The following is a 26,549-nucleotide window of genomic DNA, read 5'->3' as shown; positions in this document are numbered from 1 at the left end:
GTGGAAGGGGGCAAGCCCCCTCCCAAGTTTTTACTGAGTACATCCGGTTTATAGCGGTAAGTGTCGACTCAGCAATGCCCGCAGCGCGGCTGGCTTCACCGGTTTGGCGAGGTAATCCAACCCCGCCGCATGCACCTCTGCCACCATCTCCGGGCGGCCGTCGGCACTGATGACCACACCGGGAATCGGCTCCGCCATTTGCGCCCGCAGCCAGCCCATGAGCTCGGTGCCGGTCTCGCCGTGGTCGAGGTGGTAATCCACCAGCGCCAGTTGCGGGCGTACGCCTTGCTCCAGCAGCGCCGCACATTGCGCCTGGTCGGTGGCGGTCCACACTTCACAGCCCCAGCGTGTCAGCAGGCTGCGCATACCGATCAGGATGCTCTCTTCGTTATCCACGCAGAGCACTTGCGCGCCGCTTAACGGCAGGCCGTTCTCCTGGGTAGGCTTGGCCTGCGGGCTGGCCTGGTTGCGTGCCAGCGGCACACGCACGCTGAACACGCTGCCCTTGCCCGGCCAGGAACGTACGCTCAAGCGATGGCCCAGCACCCGGCACAGGCCGTCGGCAATCGCCAGGCCCAGGCCCAGGCCTTTCTCGGCGCGGGTCTGGTGGCTGTCCAGGCGCTTGAACTCTTCGAAGATCACCTTCTGTTTATCCAGCGGGATACCAGGGCCACGGTCCCAGACTTCCAGGCACAGCTCGCCCTTGCGCCGGCGTACGCCCAGCAGCACCGGGCCGTCGGCATACCGGAAAGCGTTAGTCAGGAAATTCTGCAGGATCCGTCGCAGCAACTTGATGTCACTGTCCACGCGCAAGCGGCTGCCGCGCAGGCGAAAACGCAGGCCTTGTTCCTGGGCCAGGGCCTTGAATTCCGCGCCGAGGGTGTCGAACAGTTCGTTGAGCACAAAGGGCTGGCGCTGCGGGTTGATCTTGCCGTTTTCCAGGCGCGAGATATCCAGCAGGTCGCTGATCAGGTCTTCGGCCGAACGCAGCGAGCTGTCCAGGTGCTGTACCAGTTGCCGGGCTTCGCTGGACAGGCCGTCGTTCTGGTGGGAAAGGGCGGCGGAGAACAGGCGGGCGGCGTTCAGCGGTTGCATCAGGTCATGGCTGACGGCCGCGAGGAAGCGCGTCTTTGACTGGCTGGCGGACTCGGCAACGCCCTTGGCATCGGTGAGCGCCACATTGAGCTGCGACAGTTCGTGGGTGCGCTCGGTCACCCGTTGCTCGAGGCCTTCGTTGGCCTCGGTGAGTGCCTGCTCGGCCTCGCGGAACGCGGTAATGTCGGTGAAGCTCATGACGAAGCCGCCGCCGGGCATCGGGTTGCCGATCAGCTCGATCACCCGCCCATTCGGGAACAGCCGCTCTGAGGTGTGCGCGCGGCCCTGGCGCATCCAGTGCAGGCGGCGCGCCACGTGAACCTCGGCTTCCCCCGGCCCGCACAGGCCGCGCTCGGCGTTGTAGCGGATGATGTCGGCAATCGGTCGGCCTACGCTGATCAGCCCGTCCGGGTAATTGAACAACTCCAGGTAACGCCGGTTCCAGGCCACCAGCTTGAGGGACTGGTCCACCACACTGATGCCCTGGGTGATGTTCTCGATAGCGCCCTGCAGCAACGCGCGATTGAATTGCAGCACTTCGGACGCTTCGTCGGCGATGCGTACCACGTCTTCCAGCTGCATTTCCCGCCCTTCGATCGCCGCTTTCACCACGGCCCGGGTCGAGGATGCGCCGAGTACGCCGGCCAGCAATCGCTCGGTGTGGGCGATCCAGTCGTTGTCGGCATTCTGGTTGGGGTTAAAGCCTTTGCCCTGGCGATAGGCGAAGCGGATAAAACTCTGCTGGGCCCGTTCTTCGCCGACAAACCGCGCGGCCAGGCTGAGCAGGTCGCTGATCTGTACCGACAGCATCGAGCGGGCATTGGCGCGCTGGCTGATTTCCTGGCCGATAAAGCGCCCGGCTTGCCAGTGTTCCGACACACGTGTGCGCGATAGCATCGACACCCACACGAACAGCGTGAAGTTACCCGCCAGGGAGAACACGGTGCCCAGGGTCAGTGAGGTGACGGACAAACCGAGCGGGTGCGAATGCATCCACGTCAGCCCCGGGAAAATGGCGAGGGACCAACCCAGGCTTTTCGCGGTAACCGGCAGGACCAAGGTGTAGAACCACAGGAACGTACCCGCCGCCAGTCCCGCAAACACACCGCGTCGGTTGGCTTGCTTCCAATACAGTGCGCCCAGCATGGCCGGGGCCAGTTGAGTCACCGCGGCAAACGCGATCTGGCCGATGGTCGCCAGGCTCGCGGTGGAGCCCAGCAGGCGGTAGCTGACATACGCCAGCAGCAGGATGATCACGATGCTGACCCGGCGCACCGACAGCATCCAGTGGCGGAACACTTCGAACGGCCGCTCGGCGCTGGAGCGGCGCAGCAGCCAGGGCAGCAGCATGTCGTTGGAGACCATGGTCGACAAGGCGATGCTCGCCACGATCACCATGCCGGTGGCCGCCGACGCACCGCCGATAAACGCCAGCACGGCGAGGGCCGGGTGAGCCTCGGCCATGGGCAGGCTGATCACGTAGGAGTCCGGCAGCACCGAGCCGGGCAGCATCATCTTGCCGCCCAAGGCGATCGGCACGACAAACAGCGCGGCGAGGATCAGGTAGGCCGGGAACACCCACTTGGCCAGGCGCAGATCCTGGGGGTCGATGTTCTCCACGACCGTCACATGGAACTGCCGGGGCAAGCAGATGATCGCCATCATGGCGACGCCGGTCTGCACCACCATCGACGGCCAGTTGATGGTTTCCTTCCAGTATTCCTCCAGGCGTGGCGCGAGCATCGCCTGGCTGAACAGGTCGCCGAAACCGTCGTACAGGCCGTAGGTCACAAACGCCCCGACCGCGAGAAAGGCGAACAGCTTCACCAACGATTCAAACGCAATCGCCAGCACCATGCCGCGGTGGTGTTCGGTGGCGTCGAGGTTGCGGGTACCGAACACAATGGTGAACAGCGCCAGCACCAGGGACACGATCAAGGCGGTGTCTTGCGCGCGGGTGCCGGTGGTGTCGGCACCTGCGCCAATCAGCAGGTTGACCCCCAGCACAATGCCTTTGAGTTGCAGGGCGATATAAGGCAGCACGCCCACCAGGCAGATCAGCGCGACCACCACTGCCAGGGACTGGGATTTGCCATAGCGTGCGGCGATGAAGTCGGCGATGGAGGTGATGTTTTCCTGCTTGCTGATCAGGATCATCTTCTGCAGGACCCAGGGTGCCAACACCAGCAACAGCACCGGTCCCAGGTAGATCGGTAAGAACGCCCACAGTTGTTCGGCGGCCTGGCCTACGGCGCCGAAGAAGGTCCAGCTGGTGCAGTAGACGGCCAGCGACAGGCTATAGACCCAGGCACGCATGCGCGGCGGCAGCGGCGCATGGCGGCGGTCACCGTAGAAGGCGATGGCAAACATAATGGCCATATAGGCCAGGGCAACGGCGGCGATCAGCCCGCTGGACAGCGTCATGGTAACTCCGAGCATGAGAACACCCAGGCATTCCAGGCCCGGTTGGACAGTCTCGCATGATGCCTGGGGTTAGTCAGTGTCGACCAAGGTCGTGTGGGATCTAATGTCGCAGTTGGCGCTCAGCGCGGTGGCAGGGTTTTCTGGCGCAGGATGTAGATTGTCACCAGTACGGCGCTGGTCAGCATGAACCCGCGGGCCCATGGCAACGGCACCAGGTAACAGGAAAAACCGATACTCAGCCACATCAGGCCGATGGCGTAGACCTTGCCCTTGAGCGGGATGCCGTTGCCGTCCAAGTAGTCACGAATCCAGGGGCCCAGGCGCGGGTGTTCCACCAGCCACTGGTAGAAACGCGGGGAGCTGCGAGCGAAGCAGGCGGCGGCGAGCAGGAGGAAGGGGGTGGTCGGCAATACCGGCAGGAAAATACCGATCACTCCCAACGCTACGCTCAGCCAGCCGATGGCCAGCAGCACGTAGCGCAGGAGCAGCGAGCGATTGCCCATGGGTGTCACGGGCAAGCGACTCAGTGGTGGCGTGGCTTGAGGATCGCCGGTTTTTCGTCAGGGGCGTTGCACAGCAGGTACAGGGCGGTCAGGGCTTCCGGGATCTGTACGATCATGTCGTCCATCAGGTTGGCGTCGGCGGCGATGTCGGAAAATTCAGCTTCTTCCTCGAACAACCCCGAACCGACCATGATCGGCAAAAGCATTTCGCTGACTTCTTCCTCGGCGGTTTCGAACCAGGCGGCTTCACGCAGGAACACACCTTCCATGAAGCCGATGCACCAGCCGCGCAGGTCGGAGTCGTCCGGCTCTTCGCCCAGGTCCAGCTCGCACGGCAACTCGAACTCTTCATCGGAGGCCAGTTGGCGCGAGATGTGGGCCTTGAGGGCCAGCAGGGTGGATTCGATTTCTTCGCGCTGGGCGGCGTCGGCGTAGTGGGGCTCTTCGGCGAACAGTGCGTCGATCCATTCACGGTCGGGAACGACCTCGGAGCAGATCGACAGGGCGGTCAGGTAGCCGTGGGCGGCCACGTAGTCCAGCGCCTCGTCATGCAGCTCATCGGCGTCGAGGAAGGCTTGCAGGCGGGTTAGTTGCTCAGCGAAGGACATTGAAGGACTACCTTGGGAATAAACGATGCTGAATTCTAGGCTTTCTTGCGCGCCCAAGCCAGTCGGCATGCATATTTGCCAGGTTTTAGAGACGGGCTGCAATTCGTCAGCGGCGCCCTTTGCCGGATGACGCTCGGGTATACTGCCGCGTTTTGTGATGCCCCAGCAGGCCAAGCGCCAGGTCGAGAAAACTTCGCTTACGGATTATTTTCCGTGAGCCCGTATTTTTTCGACCAGCCTGTACAGAGGGATTTCGGCACTATTTTGTTGGAGTTATACATGCTCGATCAGGCTCAACGCGTCCTCAAGGACATCTTCGGCTACGACAGTTTTCGTGGTCGCCAGGGTGCGATCATTGAGCGCGTGGCCAAGGGCGGTGATGCCCTGGTCCTGATGCCTACCGGTGGTGGCAAGTCGTTGTGCTTCCAGGTGCCGGCGTTGTTGCGCAACGGGCTGGCAGTGGTGGTGTCGCCCCTGATCGCGTTGATGGACGACCAGGTTGCGACCCTGGAAGAACTTGGCGTCGCTGCCGCCGCCTTGAACTCCACCCTCAGTGCCGAGCAGCAACGCGACCTGGCCGCGCGGATCAAGCGCGGTGAAGTGAAGATGCTTTACCTGGCACCTGAGCGCCTGGTGCAGCCGCGCATGCTGGCGTTTTTGCAGAGCCTGGAAATTGCCCTGTTCGCCATCGACGAAGCCCACTGCGTATCGCAATGGGGGCATGATTTCCGCCGCGAATATTTGCAGCTCGGTCAACTGGCGGAGCTGTTCCCGGACGTCCCGCGCATCGCCCTGACCGCCACGGCCGACAAGCGCACCCGTGAAGAAATCGTCGAGCGCCTGCACCTGCAGGACGCCGAGCGGTTCCTGTCGAGCTTCGACCGGCCGAATATTTTCTACCGCATCGTGCCCAAGGAGCAGCCGCGCAAGCAGTTGCTGGCATTCCTTTCCGAGCGGCGCAGCGATGCGGGCATTGTCTATTGTCTGTCGCGCAAGAAGGTCGATGAAGTGGCTGCGTTCCTCTGCGAGCAGGGCTACCCCGCGCTGCCGTACCACGCCGGCCTGCCCAACGAAACGCGCGCTGCCCACCAGAAACGCTTCCTCAACGAGGAAGGCCTGATCATGGTGGCCACCATCGCGTTCGGCATGGGCATCGACAAATCCAACGTGCGCTTCGTGGCCCATATGGACCTGCCCAAGTCCCTCGAGGCCTATTACCAGGAGACCGGGCGTGCCGGCCGTGATGGCCTGCCGGCGGATGCCTGGATGGTCTACGGCCTGCAGGACGTGGTGATGCTCAAGCAGATGCTGCAGAACTCCGAAGGCGATGAGCGCCACAAGCGCCTGGAGCAGCACAAGCTCGACGCGATGCTCTCGCTGTGTGAAGAGACCCGCTGCCGCCGCCAGACCTTGCTGGCCTACTTCGACGAGGACATGCCGCAACCGTGCGGCCACTGTGATAACTGCATCGATGGTGTACAGACCTGGGACGCCACCGAGCCCGCGCGCCAGGCGCTGTCGACGATCTACCGCACCGGCCAGCGTTATGGCGTCGGTCATCTGGTGGATGTATTGCAGGGCAAGGACAACGAAAAAGTACGCAGTTTCGGCCACGAGAAACTCTCGGTCTACGGCGTCGGCAAGGCCCGTGCCGAGGGCGAGTGGCGTTCGCTGTTCCGGCAGATGGTCGCGCGCGGCCTGGTGGACATCGACATCGAAGGGTATGGCGGCCTGCGTCTGAACGACAGCTGCCGGCCGCTGCTCAAGGGCGAGGTGAGCCTGGAGCTGCGTCGCGACCTCAAGCCGCAAACCACCGCCAAGACCAGCACCAGCCAGGCCAGCCAGCTTGTACGGGGTGAGGAGCGCGAACAGTGGGAAGCCCTGCGGACCCTGCGACGCAAACTGGCGCAGGAACACAGCGTGCCGCCGTACGTTATTTTCCCCGACTCCACCTTGCTGGAAATGCTGCGCGAGCAGCCCACCACCATGGCCGAAATGGCCCGGGTCAGCGGCGTCGGTGCGCGTAAGCTGGAGCGCTACGGCCAGGCATTCCTTGAAGTGCTTGGTGGCCAGGCCGAAGCGCCGAAGGAAATCGCCGATATTCGCCATGAACTGATCAGCCTGGCTCGCGCCGGCATGACCCCGATCCAGATCGCCGGCCAGTTGCAATGCACGGAGAAAAACGTCTACACCTTGCTGGCCGAAGCCATCGGCAAGCAGCAGTTGTCATTGGAGCAGGCCCTTGATTTGCCGGAAGATCTGCTCGGCGAGATCCAGGATGCATTCCTGGACGGAGAAGGCGAATTGCCACCGGTTGCGGAGATTGCACCGCTGTTTACCGGGCGGGTTCCTGAGGGGGTTTTGTACTGCGTGCGGGCCGCTTTGCAGTCTGAATTCGAAATTTAGTGTGCCAATTACGACAATGTAACGAATCAGTACATAGCAACTCTTGCCTAGTGACATGGCTCATGCTTAGCTGACTAATAATTAGCCATACTTTATTTTCAGTCTAAATCATGAGTTTTTTATGCCGTTAACCGATCAACACCGTTTTGGCATGCAGCTGGCGCAAATGTCCCGAGGTTGGCGCGCCGAGCTCGACCGCCGTTTGGCCGGGCTGGGCCTGTCCCAGGCGCGCTGGCTGGTGCTGCTGCACCTGGCCCGTTTTGAAGAAGCGCCCACCCAGCGTGAGTTGGCGCAAAGCGTCGGCGTAGAAGGGCCGACCCTGGCCCGGTTGCTCGACAGCCTCGAAGGCCAGGGCCTGGTGCAACGCCAGGCCGTGGTGGAGGACCGTCGCGCCAAGCGCATCCTGCTGTGTGACACCGCCAAGCCGTTGATCGAGCAGATCGAGACTATTGCCACGGCTTTGCGCCAGGAACTGTTTATGGGCGTTGACGAAGAAGATATGCGTGTCTGCATGCGGGTGCATGGGCACATCCTGGCGAACCTGGAAAAGTCCTGATCCGAGCCCCGTAGCAAGGGTTAGAAGGTTTGCCCGAGGTTCAGGTACACCGCCTTCTGATTATCATCGTTGAACCCATAGCTGAAATTCAGCGGCCCCAGCGGCGTATCAAACCCGAGGAAAATACTCGCGGCGTTGATATAGCCGCTGTCGAACTCATTGTCGTTGTTCCACGCCCGGCCGCGTTCCAGGGACGCGCCCAGGTACAGCGGGAAATCCAGCGGCAGGTAGGAGCGCGGTGTCAGCCGGCGGTAGTACACCGCGCGCATCAGGCTGATGTTCTGCCCGGAAATCGCATCCTGGCGAAAGCCCGACAACTGCCGCGCACCGCCCAGCAGGAAGCTGGAAATCACCACGTCCGAATCATCCAGGGTGCGCCCGTAGCGCCCGCCCAGTACCAGGGTGTCCGGACCATGGCTCATGGCCTTGTCCAGCTTGAACTCCCATTGTCGATAGCGCTGGTCCGAGCCCAACCCCGGTTCGAATTCGCGAAACGCCAGGCCAATGTCCTCGCCGCTGTGGGGGAAGTACACGTTATCCAGGGAGTCGAAGGAATACTTCAGTTCATAGAAGCCTTCGCTGAAGCTCACACTTGGCAGGTCGCGGTCGCCGATGCGCACATCCGCCTTGCCCCAGGCCTCGCCGACGCCGAAGCGGATCTCGCCGCTGTTGCCAATCTGCCGCCCCACGTTGAGGCCGAAACCGTAGCGTTCCAGGCGGTATTCGGAGATGGGGTCGTTGTCCAGGATCAGCTCGACGTTCTGTGCCTGGGCGCTGATATACGGCGCGACAAAGTAGCGCGAACCGGTATCCATCGGCTGGTAGAACTCGCTGTAAAGCTCCTGCCGATCACCGATCTGCACCCGCGTCAGCCATTCGGCACCCAGGCGATTGATGCCGTTCATGCGGTAGCTGGCGCCGAGGTTGAAGGCGCTGTCGCCGCGCATGTCGTCCGACAGGCTCAGGCCCAGGCGCAGGTAGTCGGTGCCGCTGCGTTTGCCGCGCGCGCTGATCACCAGGGTGTTGTCCTGGCCCTTTTTCACCACGCGGTATTGCACCTGCTCGAAGTAATCCAGGCCATACAGGGTGCCCATATCGGTCTGCAGGCGGCCAAGTTCCAGCGGTTGGCCCAGCGGTTGGCGGATGTAGTAGCGGATCACGTCGTCGCTGACCTTCGAGTCGTTCTCCACCTTGATCGCGGTGATCACCGGGGTGCGTTCGCCCGGCGTGCGCGCGGCCACCAGTTGCGGGTCGATCGGCTCGGCGGGGCGCAAATGGGCCAGGCGAACGTCAAGGGCGCGGGTGGCGCGGTAGCCGGCATCGATCATGTCCTTGGCGCGACCGAAGTCCGTCACGCCATAGGCGGCCAGCGGCGGTTGGATCAGGACGTCCTTGGGCTGCAGGGCCTTGAGTTGTTCTTCGGAGTTGCGCCGGGTCATCAGGGTGATGGACTGGTTGAGCACGTCCACCACCGTTGCCAGTTGCTTGCGTGAGCGCAGCGGGGTGCCGATGTCGACCACGATGGCGATGTCCACGCCCATCTCACGCGCCACATCCAGTGGGATGTTATCGGTCATGCCGCCATCCACCAGCAGACGGCCATCCAGCTCCACCGGCGCGAACACGGCCGGGATCGACATGCTCGCGCGGATCACCTGGGGCAGGTGGCCCTTGCTGAACACCACTTTCTCGCCGGTGGTGATGTCGGTGGCCACGGCGCGGAAGGGGATCGGCAGCTTGTCGAAATTACGCGTGTTGCTGGTATGGGCGAACATGCTTTCCAGCAACAGCGCCAGGTTCTGGCCCTGGATCACGCCAAGGGGCAGGCCGAGGCTGCCGTCATCGCGGAAGCTGAGTTTCTGCTTGACCAGGAAATCCCGGTCATCCTGCTTGCGTCGAAACGGCACGTCTTCCCGTGGCGGTGCGTCGGACAGCGCCTGTTGCCAGTCGATGCCCAGGGCCAGTTTTTCCAGTTCATCGATCTTGTAGCCCGAGGCATACAGCCCGCCAATCACCGCGCCCATGCTGGTGCCGGCAATCGCGTCGATGTGAATACCCTGTTCCTCCAGGGCCTTGAGCACGCCGATATGGGCCAGGCCTCGGGCGGCACCGCCGGACAGCACCAGGCCGATTTTGGGGCGGGGCGTTTCTACGGCGTCGGCAAGAAGCGGGAGCAGGCACAGGAACAGGCAGGACAACAGGCGGCGCATCATGAATCTCGAGGCTGGGCGATAAAGGCCGGTATTATAGCCATCCGTTCCACCGAGCCCGTTACGCCAGGAGCCTCTCAAATTATGTCGCTGAGCAAACCCGAGATTGTCATCACCTATTGCACCCAGTGCCAGTGGCTGCTGCGCGCCGCGTGGCTGGCGCAGGAGTTGTTGAGTACGTTTGCCGATGACCTCGGCCGGGTGGCGCTGGAGCCGGCCACCGGCGGTGCGTTTCGGATCACCTGCGACGGCGTGCAGATCTGGGAGCGCAAGGTGGACGGCGGTTTCCCCGAAGCCAAGGTGCTCAAGCAAAGGGTGCGCGACCAGATCGACCCACAACGGGACCTGGGCCACAACGACCGTACGCCATGAAGGTCACCGCCACAGCCGGGCGGTGACCCCTTGGTGCGCCGCTATTTGGCGGCCATCTTGCTTTTGATGAAGCCCACGACCCAGGTCAGCAGCAGGCCGCCGAAACCGCCGCCGACGATGTTGCCGCCCACCGCCGCCACATCCAGGGCTTCGCCGCCGGAGGTGCCCGTGAGTGCCGCGACAACCTGGCCCAGCACCAGCCCACCGATACCGCCAAGCATGGTATTGAGGCCGGTCCCCAGGCTTTGTTTGGTCATACCGGCCAAATTGCCACCGACGGCACCGCTGATGATCTGAACCAACAAGCTGATGAACATTTCCATGATGAAACCCCTGCATCGCGTTGATGGAGTGACCACTCGCGTGCAGCAACTTCAGGAAACGCCATGGCTGTCGTCGAGGAGTCTTTATCCGTTTAACGACGGCTGACTGTTGCGGATGTTTAAAGTATAGATCAGGCCGTTGCAGCGGGCTGCTTGGCCTGGCTGGCGCTGCCCATCAGCCCGGAAAGCACGATGGCGACGATGATCAACGCGCCGCCCAGCAGCATGCGCAGGGTCGGGGTTTCGGCAAACAGCAGCCAGGCCACGGTGATGCCGTAGACCGGCTCCATGGCGAACACCACCGAGGCGGTGCGCGCCTTGATCACCGCGAGACTGGCGACAAACAGGCTGTGGGCCAGGCCGGTGCAGAACACCCCAAGCAGGCCGATCCACAACCAATCCAGCGCACGCACATCCGCCAAACCCGGCGCAGCCACGGGCAGCAGGCACAGGGCGACCACCACATTTTGGCAAAGCGCCGCCTGTACGGCAGGGATGCGCCCGGAACTGGCTCGGTTATTGAGCGATAACAAGGAAAACAGCAACCCCGAGGCGATGCCCCAGAGCAGGCCGCCAGTGGCTTCGCTGGCGAGGTTGAAGTCCGGCGTGACCAGCACCAACCCAACGGTGACCAGAGCCACCAGTACGATTTCATTGGCGCGAATGCGCTCGCGGAAGATCAGCCCTTCGAGGATCACGGTAAACGCCGGGAATGCAGTAAACCCCAGCGTGGCGACGGCCACACCGGCGACCTTGACTGCAATGAAGAACGTCACCCAATGCGCCGCCAGCAACACGCCGCTGACCAGCAGGCGACGCCAGTCCTGCAGCGCCAGGGTTTTCCAGGGGGCGTTGCTGGCGAAGCGTGCAAACACTGCCAGGGCAATCACGGCAAACGCGGCGCGACCGAAGACGATGATGGCCGGGGAGGCGGCCGCCAGCTTGCCGAAGACGCCGGTAAGGCCAAACATCAATGCGCCGATATGCAGGGCGCCGAGGGCTGAGCGGGGAGTCATTGCGATCCTTGAACCAACGGGAGTGACAGGTTCGCAGTCTAGAGGGTGCCGGTGCGGGCGTCTGTCGTGGGACTCGCGATTTTTAGCGCAAGGCTCGCCCTATGAGGCGCGCCGCAACGCGCCGGGAGAGGCGCCGAATTCACGCAGCATAGCGGCGGCAAAGGCACTTTGTGAGGTGTAGCCCACCCGCTCGGCAATTTCACCGATGGGCAGCGGCGTCTCGCGCAGCAGGTTCAGGGCCAGTTGCAGGCGCCGACTGCGGATGTAATCCATGGGCGTCTGCCCGCATTCGGTGATAAAGCGCGCATGCAGGCGCGCCACCGACAGGCCGGCGATACGCGCCAGGTCGGCGACCTGCAACGGATGGGCAACGTGTCGCTCGATATGCGCATTGAATGCCGCATACGGCAGGCGGCGGCCCGGCACCTGCGGGGCCTGCGGATGGTTGAGGCTGGCCAGCAACAGCACCGCACCCTGCTGGACGATCAGTGGATCATCCACGGGACCGTGCGCCAGCCATTGCACCAGTTGGTGCTGCCGGGCATCCAGGGCCAGGCGTGCCGGTTGATCGAGCAGACGGCGGCTGGCGTCGGCGTGTTCGCCCAGGGATTGCAGGAGCCAATGCTCCGTGGGCACATCCAGCACCAGGCAACGGCTGCCATCGCGACTGCCACAGGCGTGGTGGGCGGAGAAGGGCAGCACCATCACGCTGCTTTCGCGCACCTGGCTGCCACGGCCGTCGACTTCCAGGTCCAGGTGGCCGGACAGGCCGAACACCAACTGCGCATGGTCATGGCTGTGGGCGATGGGCGCTTCGAGGTAGTGGCGTAGCGTGAGCGACGGTCTCATCGCGGTCTCCTGGGCGGCAGGGCGCCAGTCTACAACGCTTCGCGGCCGGCGGGCGCTGTCATCGGACTGACGCACGACTGTCATGGGCTATTAATCGCCAGGGCGCAAGCTCGCGAAAACAGCGTCGAGGGATGCCCATGACCAGTGCCGAGTTCACCAAGCCCAGCCGCAAGCAGCGGGTTCGTACCCTGTGGATTTCCGACGTGCACCTGGGCACCCGGGATTGCCAGGCCGAACACCTGTCGCAGTTCCTCAAGGGCTACCACGCCGATAAGGTCTACCTGGTGGGCGATATCATCGACGGCTGGAAAATGCGCGGTGGCATGTATTGGCCCCAGGCCCACACCAACGTGATCCGTCGCCTGCTGACCATGGCCAAGCGCGGGACCGAAGTGATCTACGTTACCGGCAACCACGACGAGTTCCTGCGCCGCTACTCCAAGCTGATCCTGGGCAATATCCAGTTGGTGGATGAGGCGGTGCATGTGACGGCTGACGGTCGTCATCTGCTGGTGATCCACGGCGATCAGTTCGATGTGATCACCCGTTACCACCGTTGGCTGGCGTTCCTGGGCGACTCGGCCTACGAGTTCACCCTCACCTTGAACCGCTGGTTGAACCACTGGCGCGCCCGCTACGGCTATGGCTACTGGTCTTTGTCGGCGTACCTGAAACACAAGGTCAAAACCGCCGTGAGCTTTATCAGCGATTTTGAAGAGGCCATCGCCCACGAAGTGACCCGGCGCGAGTTGCATGGCGTGGTGTGCGGGCATATCCACCATGCGGAGATTCGCAAGGTGGGCGAGGTGGATTACCTCAACTGCGGGGATTGGGTGGAGTCGTGCACGGCGTTGATCGAGCACTGGGACGGGAGCATCGAGTTGTATCGGTTGGCGGATGCCCAGGCGAAAGAAGCGCAGTTGAAAGCTGAGATGATCACAAACTGAAGGCCAACCACAGTCCAACTGTAGGAGCGAGCTTGCTCGCGAAAAACGTCAACGATAACGCGTGCAGCCTGAATAGGCGCGGTGCTTATGAGTTCTTCGCGAGCAAGCTCGCTCCTACAATTGGTTTTGTGTTTCTTCAGTTGGATACGTCGGCGATGGCTTCGGCCAGGAGCGTCAGGCGTGTCGCATCAATACCCGCCACGTTGGCTCGCCCCGAACTGACCATATACACGCTGTGCTTCTCGCGCAGTTGCTTGACCTGCTCGGCACTCAAGCCGGTGTAGGAAAACATCCCGCGTTGCGCCCCGATGTGCGCAAACTGCTCCGCCAGACCATGGGGCGCCAACGCCTCCACCAGTCCGGAACGCAACTGCGCGATTCGCGCACGCATGGCTTCGACTTCCTCGCTCCACTGCTGTTTCAGCTCGGCATCCCCCAGGATGGTCGCGACCACTGCCGCACCATGGTCCGGCGGCGTCGACCACAGGTTGCGCGCGGTATTTGCCAACTGGCTGCGTACATCCTTCAGCTTCTCGGCGTCCGCCGCACACACGATCAGCGCGCCGACACGGTCGCGGTACAGGCCGAAGTTCTTCGAGCACGAACTGGTGATCAATACTTCCGGCAGTTCAGCCGCCAACAAGCGCACCGCCCAGGCGTCCTGCTCCAGGCCGTCGCCAAAGCCCTGGTAGGCGAAGTCGATCAGCGGCAGCAACTGGCGCTCGCGCACGATGTGCAGCACCTGGCGCCAGTCATCCTGGGACAGGTCGAAGCCGGTCGGGTTATGGCAGCAAGCGTGCAGCAAGACCACGTCGCCCTTGGGCACGGTGGAGAGGGTTGCCAGCATCGCCGCCACATCCAGGCGGTTATCCACGCCCACGTAGGGGTAATGGCTGACCTTGAGCCCGGCCTTGGCAAAGATGGTTTCGTGGATCGGCCAGGTCGGGTCGCTCAGCCACACGCCACGGCCGGGCAGGTTGTGGGCGATAAAGTCGGCGCTCAGGCGCAGGGCCCCGGTGCCGCCTGGGGTTTGAGTGGCGCCGGCAAGGTGTTCGCGCAGCAGGGCGGAGTCGGCGCCCAGCACCAGTTCGCTGATCAGGGTGCCGAACGCTGCATCGCCGTGGCCGCCGATATAGGTCTTGGTGGCCTGGGTATCGACCAGACGCTGCTCGGCGCGCTTTACCGACTGGGGAATCGGCGTCAGGCCCTGGTCGTCCTTATAGACGCCCACGCCAAGGTCGAACTTGTTCGGGTTGGCGTCCTGGGCATACAGGTCCATCAAGCCGAGGATCGGGTCGCCGGGCACACGGCCTATGGCATCGAAATGCATTACTTGCGGCCCTCGGCGTCCTTGGCCACTTCGTCGGTGCGCGCGGCCATGATGAAGTCGTTGCGGTGCAGGCCCTTGATGGAGTGGCTCCACCAGGTCACGGTGACCTTGCCCCATTCGGTGAGCAGGCCCGGGTGATGGCCTTCGGCTTCGGAGATTTCACCCATGGCGTTGGTAAAGGCCAGGGCGAACTTGAAGTTCTTGAACAGGAAAACCTTTTCCAGCTGCATCACGCCATCGCGCACTTCGATGTTCCAGTCGGGGATCTGCTTGAGCAGCACCGGCAGTTCTTCATCGCTGACTTGCGGGGCATCGGCGCGGCAGGCTTCGCAGTGGGCTTGGTTCAAGGTGGTCATGTGATGGTGTCCTGAATTCGAGTGTTTAAAAACGGTCGTCAGTGGCGTCACCCTAAAGCAACGCGGGGCCGGGGAACAGACTCACCTGGCCTTAAAAGCCACGGTTCACGCGGCCTTGGGTTTTGGCGGGAATTTCGGCGCATGCAACCCAAGCTGCATGCCGCGCTCGACCATGCCCATGATGTCTTCCTGCGCCACTTCGAACAGGCGCTTGAGGTTGGGCAATACGAAATACAGGGGTTGCAGGATGTCGATGCGATAGGGCGTGCGCATCGCTTCCAGCGGGTCGAAGGCTTGATGTTCAGGCTGGTCGGACAGGCAGTAAACACTTTCCTTGGGCGACGACAAAATCCCGCCACCGTAGATACGCCGACCGTCGGGGGTGTCCACCAGGCCGAACTCGATGGTCATCCAGTACAGGCGCGCCAGGTATACCCTTTGCTCCTTGCTGGCCGCCAGGCCGAGCTTGCCGTAAGTGTGGGTGAATTCGGCGAACCAGGGGTTGGTCAGCAGCGGGCAATGGCCAAAGATCTCGTGGAAAATATCCGGCTCTTGCAGGTAATCCAGTTCTTCGCGGGTACGAATAAAGGTCGCCACCGGAAACTGCTTGTTGGCGAGCAATTCGAAGAAGGTCTGGAAGGGGATCAGCGCCGGCACGCGAGCGACTTGCCAGCCGGTGGTCGAGGCCAGCACCTGGTTGATTTCACCCAGTTGCGGGATGCGATCCAGGGGCAGGCCGAGCTTGTCGATGCCATCCAGGTATTCCTGGCAGGCACGGCCCTCGATCACTTTCAACTGGCGGGTGATCAGGGTGTTCCACACCGCGTGCTCTTCCGCCGGGTAGTGGATAAAACCTTGCGCATCGGGCTCGCGGGCCACGTAGTGCGTCTGCTTCATATGGCTCTCCTGCTAGGCATTCGTTCTTGTTATGTCCTGGGATGAGCCTATTGATACTCCGTGCGGGGCAAGATTCCATCGACTTCAAAAGCGCTCATGTAGGAAAATTTACCGATTTTCGTAAAGTATTCGTTACACTTGCTTGGCTCAATACGGTATTGGCTGGGAAAAGCCCCTAAGCTGTCACATAATCTTGACGACTATCTGCGCCCAGCGACAAAAAGACGCGGCGCCTACCCACTTTTCGGGCCTTTTCATGCGTATCAAAGTGCACTGCCAGAACCGCATCGGCATCCTGCGGGACATCCTCAACCTGTTGGTGGAGTACGGCGTCAACGTCGCCAAGGGTGAGGTGGGCGGCGAGCATGGCAATGCCATTTACCTGTTCTGCCCAAACCTGGTGAACATGCAATTCCAGGCGCTGCGCCCGCAGTTCGAGGCGATTGCCGGGGTGTTTGGCGTCAAAAGGGTAGGGCTGATGCCCAGTGAGCGTCGGCATATGGAACTCAATGCGCTGCTCGGTGCCCTGGAGTTTCCGGTGTTGTCCATCGACATGGGCGGCTCCATCGTCGCCGCCAACCGTGCGGCCGCGCAGTTGCTCGGGGTGCGGGTGGACGAGGTGCCGGGCATTCCGCTGTCGCGCTACGCCGAGGATTTCGACTTGCCGGAACTGGTACGCGCGAGTAAATCGCGGATCAATGGCCTGCGGGTGAAGGTCAAGGGTGACGTGTTCCTGGCGGATATCGCACCGCTGCAATCCTCCGAACATGACGACAGCGAAGCCATGGCCGGTGCGGTGCTGACCCTGCACCGTGCCGACCGCGTGGGCGAGCGTATCTACAATGTGCGCAAACAGGAGCTGCGCGGTTTCGACAGTATTTTCCAAAGCTCCAAGGTCATGGTCGCCGTGGTGCGTGAAGCCCGGCGCATGGCGCCGTTGGATGCGCCTCTATTAATAGAAGGCGAAACCGGCACCGGCAAAGAGTTGTTGGCGCGCGCGTGCCACTTGGCCAGCCCGCGCGGGCAATCGCCGTTGATGGCGCTGAACTGCGCCGGGCTGCCCGAGTCGATGGCCGAGACCGAATTGTTCGGCTACGGCCCCGGCGCGTTTGAAGGCGCGCGGGCCGAGGGCAAGCTCGGGCTGCTGGAGCTGACGGCCGGCGGTACGTTGTTTCTCGATGGCGTCGGGGAAATGAGCGCGCGCTTGCAGGTGAAATTGCTGCGCTTCCTGCAGGACGGCTGCTTTCGGCGCGTGGGCAGTGACGAAGAGGTGTACCTGGATGTACGGGTGATCTGCGCCACCCAGGTGGACCTCTCCGAACTCTGCGCCCGTGGCGAATTCCGCCAGGACCTCTATCACCGCCTCAACGTGCTGTCCTTGCATATCCCGCCCCTGCGCGAATGCCTCGACGGCCTTGCGCCCCTGGTCGAGCACTTTCTCGACCAGGCCAGCCGGCAGATCGGATGCCCGTTGCCCAAGCTGGCGCCTGCCGCCATGGACAAGCTCAGCCACTACCACTGGCCAGGGAATGTGCGGCAGTTGGAAAACGTGCTGTTCCAGGCGGTGTCGCTGTGTGACGGCGGGACGGTCAAGGTCGAACACATCCGCCTGCCGGACTACGGCGTGCGCCAACCCCTTGGCGACTTTTCCCTGGAGGGCGGTTTGGAGGCAATCGTCGGACGCTTCGAGAAGGCGGTGCTGGAGAGCCTGTATGCCGAGCATCCCAGCAGCCGGCAGTTGGGGAAACGCCTGGGGGTGTCGCACACCACCATCGCCAATAAGTTGCGCGACTACGAAATCCTCAAGGCGGACAAATAACCAACTGCGCCCCCGCATTGGTTCTCTGTCACCCGTAAGACGGGTACTTGCCGTAAGCGGCATAAGTCCGCCGTTTTTTCGACTATCTCCTGTCCTTCAAATCCTGCTGCCTGCCCGAAAACCCCCGCCCCGCCTGGGCTTTCCGTTCTTTTTAAAAGTTGGTTCGCAAATTGCTTAAGCCTCATCAGTACAGCGGTGGGCGGCAAGCCTGCGTCAGAAAGAGGAAAGAGCGTGGACAAGTACCTTTATGTGGCAATGACCGGCGCCAGCCAGAATGCACTGGCGCAGAAGGCCCATGCCAACAACTTGGCGAACATTTCCACCAACGGTTTTCAACGTGACCTGGAACAGGCGCGTTCGATGCCGGTGTTCGGTGACAGCTTTCCGGCGCGTGCGTTTGCCATGACCGAACGTCCCGCGACCGACTTCAGCCCCGGCGCCATGATCGAGACCGGTCGCGACCTGGATGTGGCGGTGAACGGCAATGGCTGGATGGCGGTGCAAACCCCCGATGGCGGTGAAGCCTACGTGCGCAGTGCCAGCATGAACGTCGATGCGCTGGGTGTGCTGCGCGCCGGCAATGGCATGCCGATCATGGGCAACGGTGGCCCGATCGCCGTACCGCCGCAGCAGAAAGTCGAAGTGGGCGCCGACGGCACCATCAGCATCCGCGCCATGGGCGAAGGCCCGCGGGTGATGGCTGAAGTGGACCGTATCAAGCTGGTCCAGCCCGATCTCAAGAATATGAATAAAGGCCTGGATGGCACCATCCATACCAAGGATGGCCAGCCGGCCGTGGCCGATGCGAACGTTACGTTGACCTCGGGTTTCCTGCAGGCGAGCAACGTCAACGCGGTTGAAGAAATGACCGCGGTCCTGGCGCTTTCCAAGCAGTTCGAGTTGCACATCAAGATGATGAACAGCGCCAAGGAAGACGACCAGGCCATGACTCGCGTCATGCAGATGAGCTGATAGCCGCGTCACTGACTGAATACTAATTTTGCAGCGCAGCGCCAACAAACAGGCGCACGAAGGAGAACAGCATGCTTCCGGCTCTATGGGTTGCCAAAACAGGCCTGTCCGCCCAGGACACCAACCTGACCACCATTTCCAACAACTTGGCCAACGTGTCGACCACGGGTTTCAAACGTGACCGCGCCGAGTTCCAGGACTTGCTCTATCAGATCAAGCGCCAGCCAGGCGCCCAGTCGACCCAGGACAGCGAATTGCCGTCGGGTCTGCAACTGGGTACCGGTGTGAAGATCGTCGGCACCCAGAAGAACTTCAACGCCGGTAACCTGCAGCAGACCGGGCAGCCGCTGGACATGGCCATCAACGGTAAAGGGTTCTTCCAGATCCTGCAGCCGGATGGGACCACTTCCTACACCCGTGACGGTACCTTCCACCTGGACTCCAATGGCCAGATCGTGACGGCCAACGGTTTCGCCCTGGAACCGGCTATCGTCGTGCCGAACAACGCCCAGACCTTCACCGTCGGCAACGACGGCACCGTGTCGATCACCGTGGCCGGTAACCCGGCGTCGCAAGTGATCGGCAACCTGCAAACCGCCGACTTCATCAACCCGGCCGGCCTGCAGGCGATGGGTAACAACCTGTTCCTGGAAACCGCTTCCAGCGGCGCGCCGCAAATCGGCACTCCTGGCCTGAACGGTTTCGGCACCACGCTGCAAAGCACCCTGGAAACCTCCAACGTCAGCACCGTTGAAGAGATGGTCAACATGATCACCACTCAACGCGCCTACGAGATGAACTCCAAGGTGATTTCCACCGCCGACCAGATGCTTTCGTTCGTAACGCAGAATCTGTAATCAAGTCTATGGGGCGCTCCTGAGAGCGCCTGCAACACCGTGAGGTAAGGGTCATGAATCGCTATGTTTCCGTTCTGGCATTGAGTGGGATTGCCGTGCTCGCGGGCTGTGTCGCCCCGACGCCAAAACCCAATGACCCGTACTACGCGCCGGTGTTGCCGCGCACGCCGTTGCCGGCGGCGGCCAACAATGGCTCGATTTACCAGGCCGGTTTCGAACAGAACCTGTACAGCGACCGCAAGGCGTTCCGCGTGGGTGACATCATCACCATCACCCTGAACGAGAGAACGACGGCCAGCAAGAACGCCAACTCCCAGGTGGACAAGACCAGCACCAACAGCATTGGGCTGAGCTCGTTGTTTGGTGCCGTACCGAATACCAACAACCCGCTGGGCAGCGGCGACTTGAGCCTCAACGCAGGGTACAGCGGCAACCGTGCCACCAACGGCAAGAGCGCCGCAGGGCAGGGCAATAGCCTCACCGGCTCGATCACCGTGACTGTCGCGGATGTGTTGCCCAACGGCATCATCGCCGTACGCGGTGAAAAGTGGATGACCCTCAATACCGGTGATGAGTTGGTGCGTATTGCCGGGATGGTGCGGGCCGATGACATTGCGACTGACAACACTGTGCCCTCGACGCGCATTGCCGATGCACGCATTACCTACTCGGGTACGGGTTCGTTCGCTGATGCGAGTCAGCCGGGCTGGTTCGACCGTTTCTTCCTTAGCCCGCTGTTCCCTTTCTAGGTGGCCACTTTGAAACTCAAACAGCTGATGGCGGCGGCACTCCTGCTGAGTCTGAGCGCAGTCGCCCAGGCCGAACGCCTGAAAGACATCGCCAGCATCTCTGGCGTGCGTTCCAACCAGTTGATCGGCTACGGTCTGGTGGTGGGGCTCAACGGTACGGGCGACCAGACCACCCAGACCCCGTTCACCCTGCAGACCTTCAACAATATGCTGTCGCAGTTCGGCATCAAGGTGCCGGCGGGTTCGGGCAACGTGCAGTTGAAGAACGTCGCGGCGGTGTCGATCAGTGCCGACTTGCCGGCGTTTTCCAAGCCGGGCCAGGTGGTCGACATCACCGTGTCGTCCATCGGTAACTCCAAAAGCCTGCGGGGCGGCACCCTGCTGATGACCCCGCTGAAAGGTATCGACGGCAACGTCTACGCCATCGCCCAGGGCAACCTGGTGGTGGGCGGGTTTGACGCCGAAGGTCGCGACGGTTCGAAGATCACCGTCAACGTGCCGTCGGCCGGGCGTATCCCGGGTGGCGCCACGGTTGAACGCACCGTGCCGAGCGGTTTCAACCAGGGCAACAGCCTGACCTTGAACCTCAACCGTTCGGACTTCACCACCGCCAAGCGTGTGGTCGACAAGATCAACGACATGCTCGGCCCTGGCGTGGCCCAGGCTATCGACGGTGGCTCGATCCGCGTCACCGCGCCGCTGGACCCCAGCCAGCGCGTGGACTACCTGTCGATCCTGGAAAACCTCGAAGTCGATCCGGGCCAGGCGGTGGCCAAGGTCATCATCAATTCGCGCACCGGTACCATCGTGATCGGCCAGAACGTCAAGGTCTCGCCGGCGGCGGTGACCCACGGCAGCCTGACCGTGACCATCACCGAAGATCCGATCGTCAGCCAGCCTGGGCCGTTGTCCAATGGCCAGACGGCGGTGGTGCCACGCTCGCGAGTGAATGCCCAGCAAGAAGCCAAGCCGATGTTCAAGTTCGGCCCGGGCACGACCCTGGATGAGATTGTACGTGCGGTGAACCAGGTGGGCGCAGCGCCAGGCGACTTGATGGCGATCCTCGAAGCGTTGAAGCAGGCCGGCGCGTTGCAAGCCGACCTGATCGTGATTTAAGGCCATGGCCATGGACATGCGTAACAGCGGCCTGACCAGCACGGCGGATTCGGGTTCGTATTCCGACTTGAATCGCCTGAACCAACTGAAGGTCGGCGACAAGAACAGCGAAGGCAACATGCGCAAGGTGGCGCAGGAATTCGAGTCGCTGTTCTTGAGCGAGATGCTCAAGTCCATGCGCTCGGCCACCGAGGCCCTGGGCAAGGACAACCCGATGAACACCCCGGCCGCCAAGCAGTACCAGGAAATGTACGACCAGCAACTGGCGGTTTCCATGTCCCGCGAAGGCGGCGGTATCGGCCTGGCCGATGTGCTGATGCGCCAGATGCAGAAGAACAAGCCGGTGGACGCCCAGGCGGCCACCTTGCAGGGCCCGGCGGCGGCCGAGGCGGTCAAGAAGGTCGATGTGCCGACGCAAATTGCCGCCGGCACCCAGGCCGAGGGCCCACTGGGGCGTTCCAATGGCCAGCGTCCACTGTGGGCCTATCGCGTGGCGGAGCCCCAGGCGGGCGCTGCAGCGGCCCACAGCAACGACATCGCACTGATGAACCAGCGCCGTATCGCCTTGCCGAGCAAGCTGACCGATCGCCTGCTCGCCGGTATCGTGCCGAGCACCGACACCACCACCGTTGCCCAGGCGGCGCCGCTGCGTAACAGCGCGGCCGCCGACAATGTGGTCAACAGCACCGCGCGCACGTTTGCCGTGCCGAGCGGGCGCATGCAGGTCTACGGCCGAGCCGTGGCCCAGCCGCCATTGGCACCGGTGAAGAAGGCGTTCAGCTCCCAGGATGAATTTGTCGCGACCATGTTGCCGATGGCCAAGGCGGCGGCCGCGCGTATCGGTGTCGATCCGAAGTACTTGGTGGCCCAGGCCGCCCTGGAAACCGGTTGGGGCAAGTCGGTGATGCGCGCCGAAGATGGCAGCAGCAGCCACAACCTGTTCGGCATCAAGGCCGGCCAGAGCTGGCAGGGCGGCCAGGCCCGTGCGATCACCAGCGAGTTTCGTGATGGGGCGATGGTCAAGGAAACGGCGCAGTTCCGTTCCTACGCCTCCTATCAGGACAGCTTTCATGATCTCGTGACATTGCTGCAAAGCAATGATCGCTATAAAGAAGTTGTGAAATCGGCCGATAACCCCGAACAGTTTGTACGCGAGTTGCAAAAAGCCGGATACGCCACGGACCCGGCCTACGCCAGCAAGATTTCGCAGATCGCAAAAACCATGAACAGTTACCAGAATTACGCTGCCGCGGGCGCGACCACTCATTTATAAGGTCTGAACCATGAGTTTGCTCAATATCGGGATGTCGGGGCTTAACGCCGCTCAAGGATCGTTGTCGGTCTTGAGTAACAACATCGCCAACGCCAATACCGCGGGCTATTCGCGTCAGCAGACCACCCAGAGCGCAAATGCGTCGAACCAGTATGGCGGCGTGTTCATCGGCAGCGGCACCACCCTGGCCGACGTGCGCCGGGTGTACAACGAATACCTGGACACCGCCTACCAGAACAGCACCTCGCTCAACAGCGATGCCAAGGCTTACCTGGATCAGGTCAGCGCCGTCGACAAGACCCTGTCGGACAAGACCACCGGCATGTCGGCCGTACTCAGCGCGTTCTTCTCCTCGGTGCAGACGGCTTCGGCCAACCCGAGCGATGTATCGGCCCGCCAGGTGCTGCTGACCAACGCCCAGACCCTGAGCAACCGGTTCAACGCGATCTCCACGCAGTTGAGCCAGCAGAAAGAAACCATCAACGGCCAGCTGAGCTCGATGAGCGATCAGGTCAATCAGCTGACCTCGTCGATTGCCTCTCTCAACAAGCAGATTGCCCAGGTGCAGGGTTCGTCGAACACCACCCCGGCCAACCTGCTGGATTCCCGTGCCGAAGCCGTGCGTTCGCTCAATGAGTTGATCGGCGTGACCGCCACCGAAAAGAACGGCGTGTTCAGTGTCAGCACCGGCAGCGGCCAATCCCTGGTGCTGGGTGATCGCTCCAACACGATTTCCGCCGTACCGAGCAAGGGCGACACCAGCCAGTACACGATCCAGCTTAATGCAGCCGGCGGCACGACCATGGACTTGGGCAACGTGATCAGCGGCGGCAGCATCGGCGGCCTGTTGCGCTATCGCAGCGACGCGTTGATTCCGGCGATCAATGATCTGGGGCGCATCGCGATTGCCACCGCCGATACGGTCAACAGCCAATTGGGCCAGGGCCTGGACCTTAATGGCGAGTTCGGTACCTCGTTGTTCACCGACATCAACAATGCCGCGTCCGTTGCCCTGCGCAGCCAGGCTGCCCAAGGTAATCTGGGTGACGGCGCCCTGGGCGTGACGATCAAGGACACCAGCAAGCTGACCAGCTTCGATTACAAGGTCAGCTTCAATGATGGGACAAATCTCAACAAGGTCACGGTTCTGCGCTCCGACGGCAAGGCCATGGGCACCTATGACCTCAGTGCCACGCCGCCGCCGGTCATCGATGGCTTCACCCTGGCGGTCCAGAGTGGTGCGGTGCAGGCCGGCGATAGCTTCAAGGTCAGCCCGACCGCCAATGGCGCCAAGGAAATCGGCACGGTGCTCAGCGACCCGACCAAGATCGCGTTTGCCGCGCCCTTGATCGGCGAAGCCAGCAAGACCAACCAGGGCACCGGCACCTTCACGCCGCCGAGCCTCACCGTGCCTTTGGACATCCAGGGCGGTGCGGCCACCGCACAATTGCGTATCGGCATTGAAAACTCGATGCCGGTGAAGATGGTCTTCGGCAAAGTCGCGGCGGATGGCACCCAGCCTTACAGCCTCAGCGATTCCCAGGGCAACCCGATCGGCACCGGCAGCATCGTGCCGGGGCAGGGCAACAAGATTTCGATCAACGTGCCAATGCGTGATGCCAGCGGCGCCTTGGTTGTCCCGGCTGCCAGCTTCAGCTTTGATACCACCGTGGGCGGCACCCCGGCCGATGGCGACGGCACCACGTTCTCCTTCAATGCCTCGGGCAAATCCGACAACCGCAACGCCCTGGAACTGCTGAGTCTGCAGACCAAGGCGACGGTGGGCACGGCGGCCGACGGCACTGGCGGTACCAGCCTGGTGGGGGCCAACAGCAAGCTGGTGTCCACCGTCGGCGCCAAGGCGGCTGCGGCCGGTACCGACAACACCGCCACCGGTGCGCTGCTGACCGCGAACAAGAACGCGCGCAACTCCGTGTCCCAGGTCAACCTGGATGAAGAAGCGGGCGACATGATCAAGTTCCAGCAGTACTACACGGCGTCCTCGCAGATCATCAAGGCTGCGCAGGAAACCTTCAGCACGCTGATCAATAGTCTTTAAGGGAGTCTGGGACGATGCGTATTTCTACACAGCAGTATTTCGAAACCAGTTCCTCCAAGTATTCGGACAACTATTCGAGCGTGGTGAAGGCTCAAGACCAGGCCAGTTCCGGCGTGCGTGTGCAAACCGCCGCGGATGACCCGGTGGCGGCGGCGCGTTTGCTGATGCTGCAGCAGCAGAAAGACATGCTGGGTCAGTACAACAGCAACGTCACCAGCCTGAAAAACTCCCTGACCAACGAAGAAAGCGTGTTGGACGCAATCAGCGATGCCATGCAGCGCGCCACACAGTTGGCCCTGCGTGCCGGTGGTTCGATCAGCGATGCTGATCGCCGTTCGATTGCCAGTGAAGTCGGTGCAATCGAGGATCAGGTGCTGGGCTTGCTCAACAGCAAGGACTCGTCCGGCAACTACCTGTTTTCCGGTTCCAAGACCCAGACTCCGCCTTATGCCCGTAACAACGATGGCACCTACAGCTACCAGGGCGATGAAACCCCGCTGAGCCTGCAGATTTCCAATACGCTGACGGTCAGCGCTGGCGATACCGGCAAGACCATCCTGGAGGGCTCGCCCAATGCCGGCCGCACCCAGGCCACCTGGTTGCCGCCTGTGCCGCAGACAGTGCCGCCGACGGTCAATGACAACAAGGTTGCGCTGTCGGCGGGCCTGGTCACTTCGGGCTCCGACTACACCAAGAAATTCGCGGATGGCCAGCCCTACACGCTGACCTTCACCAGCAGCACGCAATACACAGTGACCGATAGCACCGGTACCGACGTGACTTCGGAGATTTCCGGCAACGGCACGTTCGACGCCACCAAGGAAGGCAGCTCCAGCGTTGCTTTGCGTGGGGTGAAGTTCGACATCACCATGGACCTTGGGGATGTCGCGCCCGGCGCCAACTCCGACGCAGTGGTGGCGGGGCGTTCGTTCCAACTGGCGGCCAAGCCGGATACCTTCAGCGTATCGCGCACCCCAAGCAACCCGTCGAGCACGCAATTGACCGGCGCCCAGGTGTCCAACCAGGCGGCCTACGCCAGTACGTTCCCGACCAACAGCGGGGCGGTGATCAAATTCACCAGCGCGACGGCCTATGAGGTGTATGCCCAGCCGTACACGACCGACAGCAAGACCATCGCCACTGGCGACACCGGCGGCGGCACCACGGTGACGGCGGCGGGGGTGACGTTTGACGTAAGTGGCGGGCCACCGCAGGCGGGCGATCAGTTCTCCGTCGGCGCCAGCACCCAGAAGACCCAAAACGCGCTGGATACCCTCAGCCGATTGCGCCAGGCGCTGGAACTGCCGGCCGACGGTAATCCGGCGGCGACGGTCAAGCTCAAGGACGTCCTCGATTCGTCGATTGCCAACCTGGCCAACTCGACGTCCCAGATCGTCAACGTGCGCGGTTCCATCGGTGCGCGGCAGAACGCCCTGGACATCCAGACCAGCGAAAACACCAGCATCGGCCTGGCCAACACCAGCACCATGAGTGACCTGGCCAACATCGATATGGGCGAGGCGGCAATCAATCTGACGCTGCAGCAAACCATGTTGCAGGCCTCGCAATTGGCGTTCGTCAAAATCTCCCAGTTGAGCCTGTTCAACAAGATGTAAGCGGCGTCAAGTCAAGCGGCCCGCTCTGGAAACAGGGCGGGCCGCTGTCGTTTCAGGGGTTTAATTGTTTGAAGGTTTTGCACAAAGCACACACAATTGAGTGACCTGTGAGTCATAAAGCGCATCTTCACTGTATCGTGTGAAAAGGATAAGTCGTCACAGGGTCCTTGCGGGGCGGCTTTCAGCGAGATTTTTA

At 62.1% G+C, this 26,549-nt stretch carries 22 protein-coding genes; 12 read left to right on the top strand and 10 right to left on the bottom strand.

Annotated features, from left to right (window positions below; genetic code table 11):
• Nucleotides 1–48 precede the first annotated feature (48 nt).
• The 3 genes from BB029_RS20565 to BB029_RS20555 form a co-directional block, all read right to left on the bottom strand.
• Nucleotides 49–3,519: a PAS domain-containing hybrid sensor histidine kinase/response regulator gene (locus BB029_RS20565; RefSeq protein WP_065940583.1), complete on the bottom strand. Its 3,471-nt coding sequence runs from the start codon at nucleotides 3,517–3,519 to the stop codon at nucleotides 49–51.
• A gap of 119 nt (nucleotides 3,520–3,638) precedes the next feature.
• Entirely contained in the window at nucleotides 3,639–4,022 is a 384-nt protein-coding gene (locus BB029_RS20560) for a YbaN family protein (protein ID WP_027603821.1), read from the bottom strand.
• A 20-nt stretch (nucleotides 4,023–4,042) separates the two neighbouring features.
• Entirely contained in the window at nucleotides 4,043–4,630 is a 588-nt protein-coding gene (locus BB029_RS20555) for a YecA family protein (protein ID WP_027603822.1), read from the bottom strand.
• 279 nt (nucleotides 4,631–4,909) lie between these two features.
• On the opposite strand from BB029_RS20555, the gene recQ reads away from it, so the two are divergent.
• Nucleotides 4,910–7,036 (top strand): DNA helicase RecQ, encoded by a 2,127-nt coding sequence (gene recQ, locus BB029_RS20550; protein WP_065940582.1) that lies wholly within the window; start codon nucleotides 4,910–4,912, stop codon nucleotides 7,034–7,036.
• 121 nt (nucleotides 7,037–7,157) lie between these two features.
• Nucleotides 7,158–7,592 carry a MarR family transcriptional regulator gene (locus BB029_RS20545; RefSeq protein ID WP_065924937.1) on the top strand — a complete coding sequence of 145 codons (435 nt, stop codon included), beginning with the start codon at nucleotides 7,158–7,160 and terminating at the stop codon, nucleotides 7,590–7,592.
• A gap of 20 nt (nucleotides 7,593–7,612) precedes the next feature.
• Here BB029_RS20545 and BB029_RS20540 read toward each other — a convergent pair whose 3' ends face one another.
• The gene (locus BB029_RS20540; RefSeq protein WP_065940581.1) at nucleotides 7,613–9,802 is read right to left on the bottom strand and encodes a patatin-like phospholipase family protein; all 2,190 of its coding nucleotides are present in this window, start codon (nucleotides 9,800–9,802) and stop codon (nucleotides 7,613–7,615) included.
• Nucleotides 9,803–9,886: 84 nt separating this feature from the next.
• Here BB029_RS20540 and BB029_RS20535 point away from each other — a divergent pair, with 84 nt between their 5' ends.
• Nucleotides 9,887–10,174 carry a SelT/SelW/SelH family protein gene (locus tag BB029_RS20535; protein ID WP_065940580.1) on the top strand — a complete coding sequence of 96 codons (288 nt, stop codon included), beginning with the start codon at nucleotides 9,887–9,889 and terminating at the stop codon, nucleotides 10,172–10,174.
• A gap of 41 nt (nucleotides 10,175–10,215) precedes the next feature.
• Here BB029_RS20535 and BB029_RS20530 read toward each other — a convergent pair whose 3' ends face one another.
• The 3 genes from BB029_RS20530 to BB029_RS20520 all read right to left on the bottom strand — a co-directional run bounded on the left by BB029_RS20530 (nucleotide 10,216) and on the right by BB029_RS20520 (nucleotide 12,362).
• Nucleotides 10,216–10,497, bottom strand: a complete 282-nt coding sequence (locus BB029_RS20530) for a hypothetical protein (RefSeq protein WP_065940579.1) — start codon at nucleotides 10,495–10,497, stop codon at nucleotides 10,216–10,218.
• Nucleotides 10,498–10,628: 131 nt separating this feature from the next.
• Complete coding sequence (locus BB029_RS20525) at nucleotides 10,629–11,513, bottom strand: DMT family transporter (RefSeq protein ID WP_065940578.1); 885 nt, start codon at nucleotides 11,511–11,513, stop codon at nucleotides 10,629–10,631.
• Nucleotides 11,514–11,612: 99 nt separating this feature from the next.
• Nucleotides 11,613–12,362, bottom strand: coding sequence for an AraC family transcriptional regulator (locus tag BB029_RS20520; RefSeq protein ID WP_065940577.1), 750 nt, complete (start codon nucleotides 12,360–12,362; stop codon nucleotides 11,613–11,615).
• Nucleotides 12,363–12,499: 137 nt separating this feature from the next.
• Here BB029_RS20520 and BB029_RS20515 point away from each other — a divergent pair, with 137 nt between their 5' ends.
• Nucleotides 12,500–13,309, top strand: a complete 810-nt coding sequence (locus BB029_RS20515) for a UDP-2,3-diacylglucosamine diphosphatase (protein WP_065924942.1) — start codon at nucleotides 12,500–12,502, stop codon at nucleotides 13,307–13,309.
• A 136-nt stretch (nucleotides 13,310–13,445) separates the two neighbouring features.
• On the opposite strand, the gene BB029_RS20510 is transcribed toward BB029_RS20515, so the two are convergent.
• From BB029_RS20510 to phhA, 3 genes are all read right to left on the bottom strand, one after another.
• Complete coding sequence (locus BB029_RS20510; protein ID WP_065940576.1) at nucleotides 13,446–14,639, bottom strand: amino acid aminotransferase; 1,194 nt, start codon at nucleotides 14,637–14,639, stop codon at nucleotides 13,446–13,448.
• Entirely contained in the window at nucleotides 14,639–14,995 is a 357-nt protein-coding gene (locus tag BB029_RS20505; RefSeq protein WP_010208721.1) for a 4a-hydroxytetrahydrobiopterin dehydratase, read from the bottom strand. Before BB029_RS20505 ends, BB029_RS20510 begins: the two co-directional genes overlap by 1 nt.
• Before the next feature lie 105 nt (nucleotides 14,996–15,100).
• Entirely contained in the window at nucleotides 15,101–15,892 is a 792-nt protein-coding gene (phhA, locus tag BB029_RS20500; protein ID WP_027603832.1) for a phenylalanine 4-monooxygenase, read from the bottom strand.
• 256 nt (nucleotides 15,893–16,148) lie between these two features.
• Here phhA and BB029_RS20495 point away from each other — a divergent pair, with 256 nt between their 5' ends.
• The 8 genes from BB029_RS20495 (at nucleotide 16,149) to BB029_RS20460 (ending at nucleotide 26,353) form a co-directional block, all read left to right on the top strand.
• Nucleotides 16,149–17,711 carry a sigma-54-dependent transcriptional regulator gene (locus BB029_RS20495; protein WP_065940575.1) on the top strand — a complete coding sequence of 521 codons (1,563 nt, stop codon included), beginning with the start codon at nucleotides 16,149–16,151 and terminating at the stop codon, nucleotides 17,709–17,711.
• 231 nt (nucleotides 17,712–17,942) lie between these two features.
• On the top strand, nucleotides 17,943–18,683 hold the full coding sequence (locus tag BB029_RS20490; protein ID WP_065940574.1) for a flagellar basal body rod protein FlgF: 741 nt from the start codon (nucleotides 17,943–17,945) through the stop codon (nucleotides 18,681–18,683).
• A gap of 71 nt (nucleotides 18,684–18,754) precedes the next feature.
• Entirely contained in the window at nucleotides 18,755–19,540 is a 786-nt protein-coding gene (gene flgG / locus BB029_RS20485; protein WP_027603835.1) for a flagellar basal-body rod protein FlgG, read from the top strand.
• Nucleotides 19,541–19,593: 53 nt separating this feature from the next.
• On the top strand, nucleotides 19,594–20,289 hold the full coding sequence (flgH, locus tag BB029_RS20480) for a flagellar basal body L-ring protein FlgH (protein ID WP_027603836.1): 696 nt from the start codon (nucleotides 19,594–19,596) through the stop codon (nucleotides 20,287–20,289).
• 27 nt (nucleotides 20,290–20,316) lie between these two features.
• Complete coding sequence (locus tag BB029_RS20475; protein WP_033901075.1) at nucleotides 20,317–21,405, top strand: flagellar basal body P-ring protein FlgI; 1,089 nt, start codon at nucleotides 20,317–20,319, stop codon at nucleotides 21,403–21,405.
• Between the two features lie 4 nt (nucleotides 21,406–21,409).
• Nucleotides 21,410–22,678 (top strand): flagellar assembly peptidoglycan hydrolase FlgJ, encoded by a 1,269-nt coding sequence (gene flgJ / locus BB029_RS20470; RefSeq protein WP_027603838.1) that lies wholly within the window; start codon nucleotides 21,410–21,412, stop codon nucleotides 22,676–22,678.
• A gap of 10 nt (nucleotides 22,679–22,688) precedes the next feature.
• On the top strand, nucleotides 22,689–24,737 hold the full coding sequence (gene flgK / locus BB029_RS20465; RefSeq protein WP_065940573.1) for a flagellar hook-associated protein FlgK: 2,049 nt from the start codon (nucleotides 22,689–22,691) through the stop codon (nucleotides 24,735–24,737).
• A gap of 14 nt (nucleotides 24,738–24,751) precedes the next feature.
• Nucleotides 24,752–26,353 carry a flagellar hook-associated protein 3 gene (locus tag BB029_RS20460; RefSeq protein WP_065940572.1) on the top strand — a complete coding sequence of 534 codons (1,602 nt, stop codon included), beginning with the start codon at nucleotides 24,752–24,754 and terminating at the stop codon, nucleotides 26,351–26,353.
• Nucleotides 26,354–26,549 lie beyond the last annotated feature (196 nt).

The sequence above is a fragment of the Pseudomonas sp. S3E12 genome (genome assembly GCF_001702295.1).
Lineage (GTDB): Bacteria > Pseudomonadota > Gammaproteobacteria > Pseudomonadales > Pseudomonadaceae > Aquipseudomonas > Aquipseudomonas marginalis.
The sequence above is the reverse complement of the archived record's forward strand: the minus strand, read 5'-3'. Positions and strand labels throughout refer to the sequence as shown.

What these genes read in the sequence shown, in the direction of transcription:
- BB029_RS20495 (WP_065940575.1), top strand. Translation starts at nt 16,149, where the DNA reads ATGCGTATCAAAGTGCACTGCCAGAACCGCATCGGCATCCTGCGGGAC.
- BB029_RS20535 (WP_065940580.1), top strand. Translation starts at nt 9,887, where the DNA reads ATGTCGCTGAGCAAACCCGAGATTGTCATCACCTATTGCACCCAGTGC.
- BB029_RS20530 (WP_065940579.1), bottom strand. Translation starts at nt 10,497, where the DNA reads ATGGAAATGTTCATCAGCTTGTTGGTTCAGATCATCAGCGGTGCCGTC.
- flgJ (WP_027603838.1), top strand. Translation starts at nt 21,410, where the DNA reads ATGGCCATGGACATGCGTAACAGCGGCCTGACCAGCACGGCGGATTCG.
- BB029_RS20525 (WP_065940578.1), bottom strand. Translation starts at nt 11,513, where the DNA reads ATGACTCCCCGCTCAGCCCTCGGCGCCCTGCATATCGGCGCATTGATG.
- BB029_RS20560 (WP_027603821.1), bottom strand. Translation starts at nt 4,022, where the DNA reads ATGGGCAATCGCTCGCTGCTCCTGCGCTACGTGCTGCTGGCCATCGGC.
- BB029_RS20520 (WP_065940577.1), bottom strand. Translation starts at nt 12,362, where the DNA reads ATGAGACCGTCGCTCACGCTACGCCACTACCTCGAAGCGCCCATCGCC.
- BB029_RS20565 (WP_065940583.1), bottom strand. Translation starts at nt 3,519, where the DNA reads ATGACGCTGTCCAGCGGGCTGATCGCCGCCGTTGCCCTGGCCTATATG.
- BB029_RS20475 (WP_033901075.1), top strand. Translation starts at nt 20,317, where the DNA reads ATGGCGGCGGCACTCCTGCTGAGTCTGAGCGCAGTCGCCCAGGCCGAA.
- recQ (WP_065940582.1), top strand. Translation starts at nt 4,910, where the DNA reads ATGCTCGATCAGGCTCAACGCGTCCTCAAGGACATCTTCGGCTACGAC.
- flgG (WP_027603835.1), top strand. Translation starts at nt 18,755, where the DNA reads ATGCTTCCGGCTCTATGGGTTGCCAAAACAGGCCTGTCCGCCCAGGAC.
- BB029_RS20510 (WP_065940576.1), bottom strand. Translation starts at nt 14,639, where the DNA reads ATGCATTTCGATGCCATAGGCCGTGTGCCCGGCGACCCGATCCTCGGC.
- BB029_RS20555 (WP_027603822.1), bottom strand. Translation starts at nt 4,630, where the DNA reads ATGTCCTTCGCTGAGCAACTAACCCGCCTGCAAGCCTTCCTCGACGCC.
- flgH (WP_027603836.1), top strand. Translation starts at nt 19,594, where the DNA reads ATGAATCGCTATGTTTCCGTTCTGGCATTGAGTGGGATTGCCGTGCTC.
- BB029_RS20515 (WP_065924942.1), top strand. Translation starts at nt 12,500, where the DNA reads ATGACCAGTGCCGAGTTCACCAAGCCCAGCCGCAAGCAGCGGGTTCGT.
- flgK (WP_065940573.1), top strand. Translation starts at nt 22,689, where the DNA reads ATGAGTTTGCTCAATATCGGGATGTCGGGGCTTAACGCCGCTCAAGGA.
- phhA (WP_027603832.1), bottom strand. Translation starts at nt 15,892, where the DNA reads ATGAAGCAGACGCACTACGTGGCCCGCGAGCCCGATGCGCAAGGTTTT.
- BB029_RS20505 (WP_010208721.1), bottom strand. Translation starts at nt 14,995, where the DNA reads ATGACCACCTTGAACCAAGCCCACTGCGAAGCCTGCCGCGCCGATGCC.
- BB029_RS20460 (WP_065940572.1), top strand. Translation starts at nt 24,752, where the DNA reads ATGCGTATTTCTACACAGCAGTATTTCGAAACCAGTTCCTCCAAGTAT.
- BB029_RS20545 (WP_065924937.1), top strand. Translation starts at nt 7,158, where the DNA reads ATGCCGTTAACCGATCAACACCGTTTTGGCATGCAGCTGGCGCAAATG.
- BB029_RS20540 (WP_065940581.1), bottom strand. Translation starts at nt 9,802, where the DNA reads ATGCGCCGCCTGTTGTCCTGCCTGTTCCTGTGCCTGCTCCCGCTTCTT.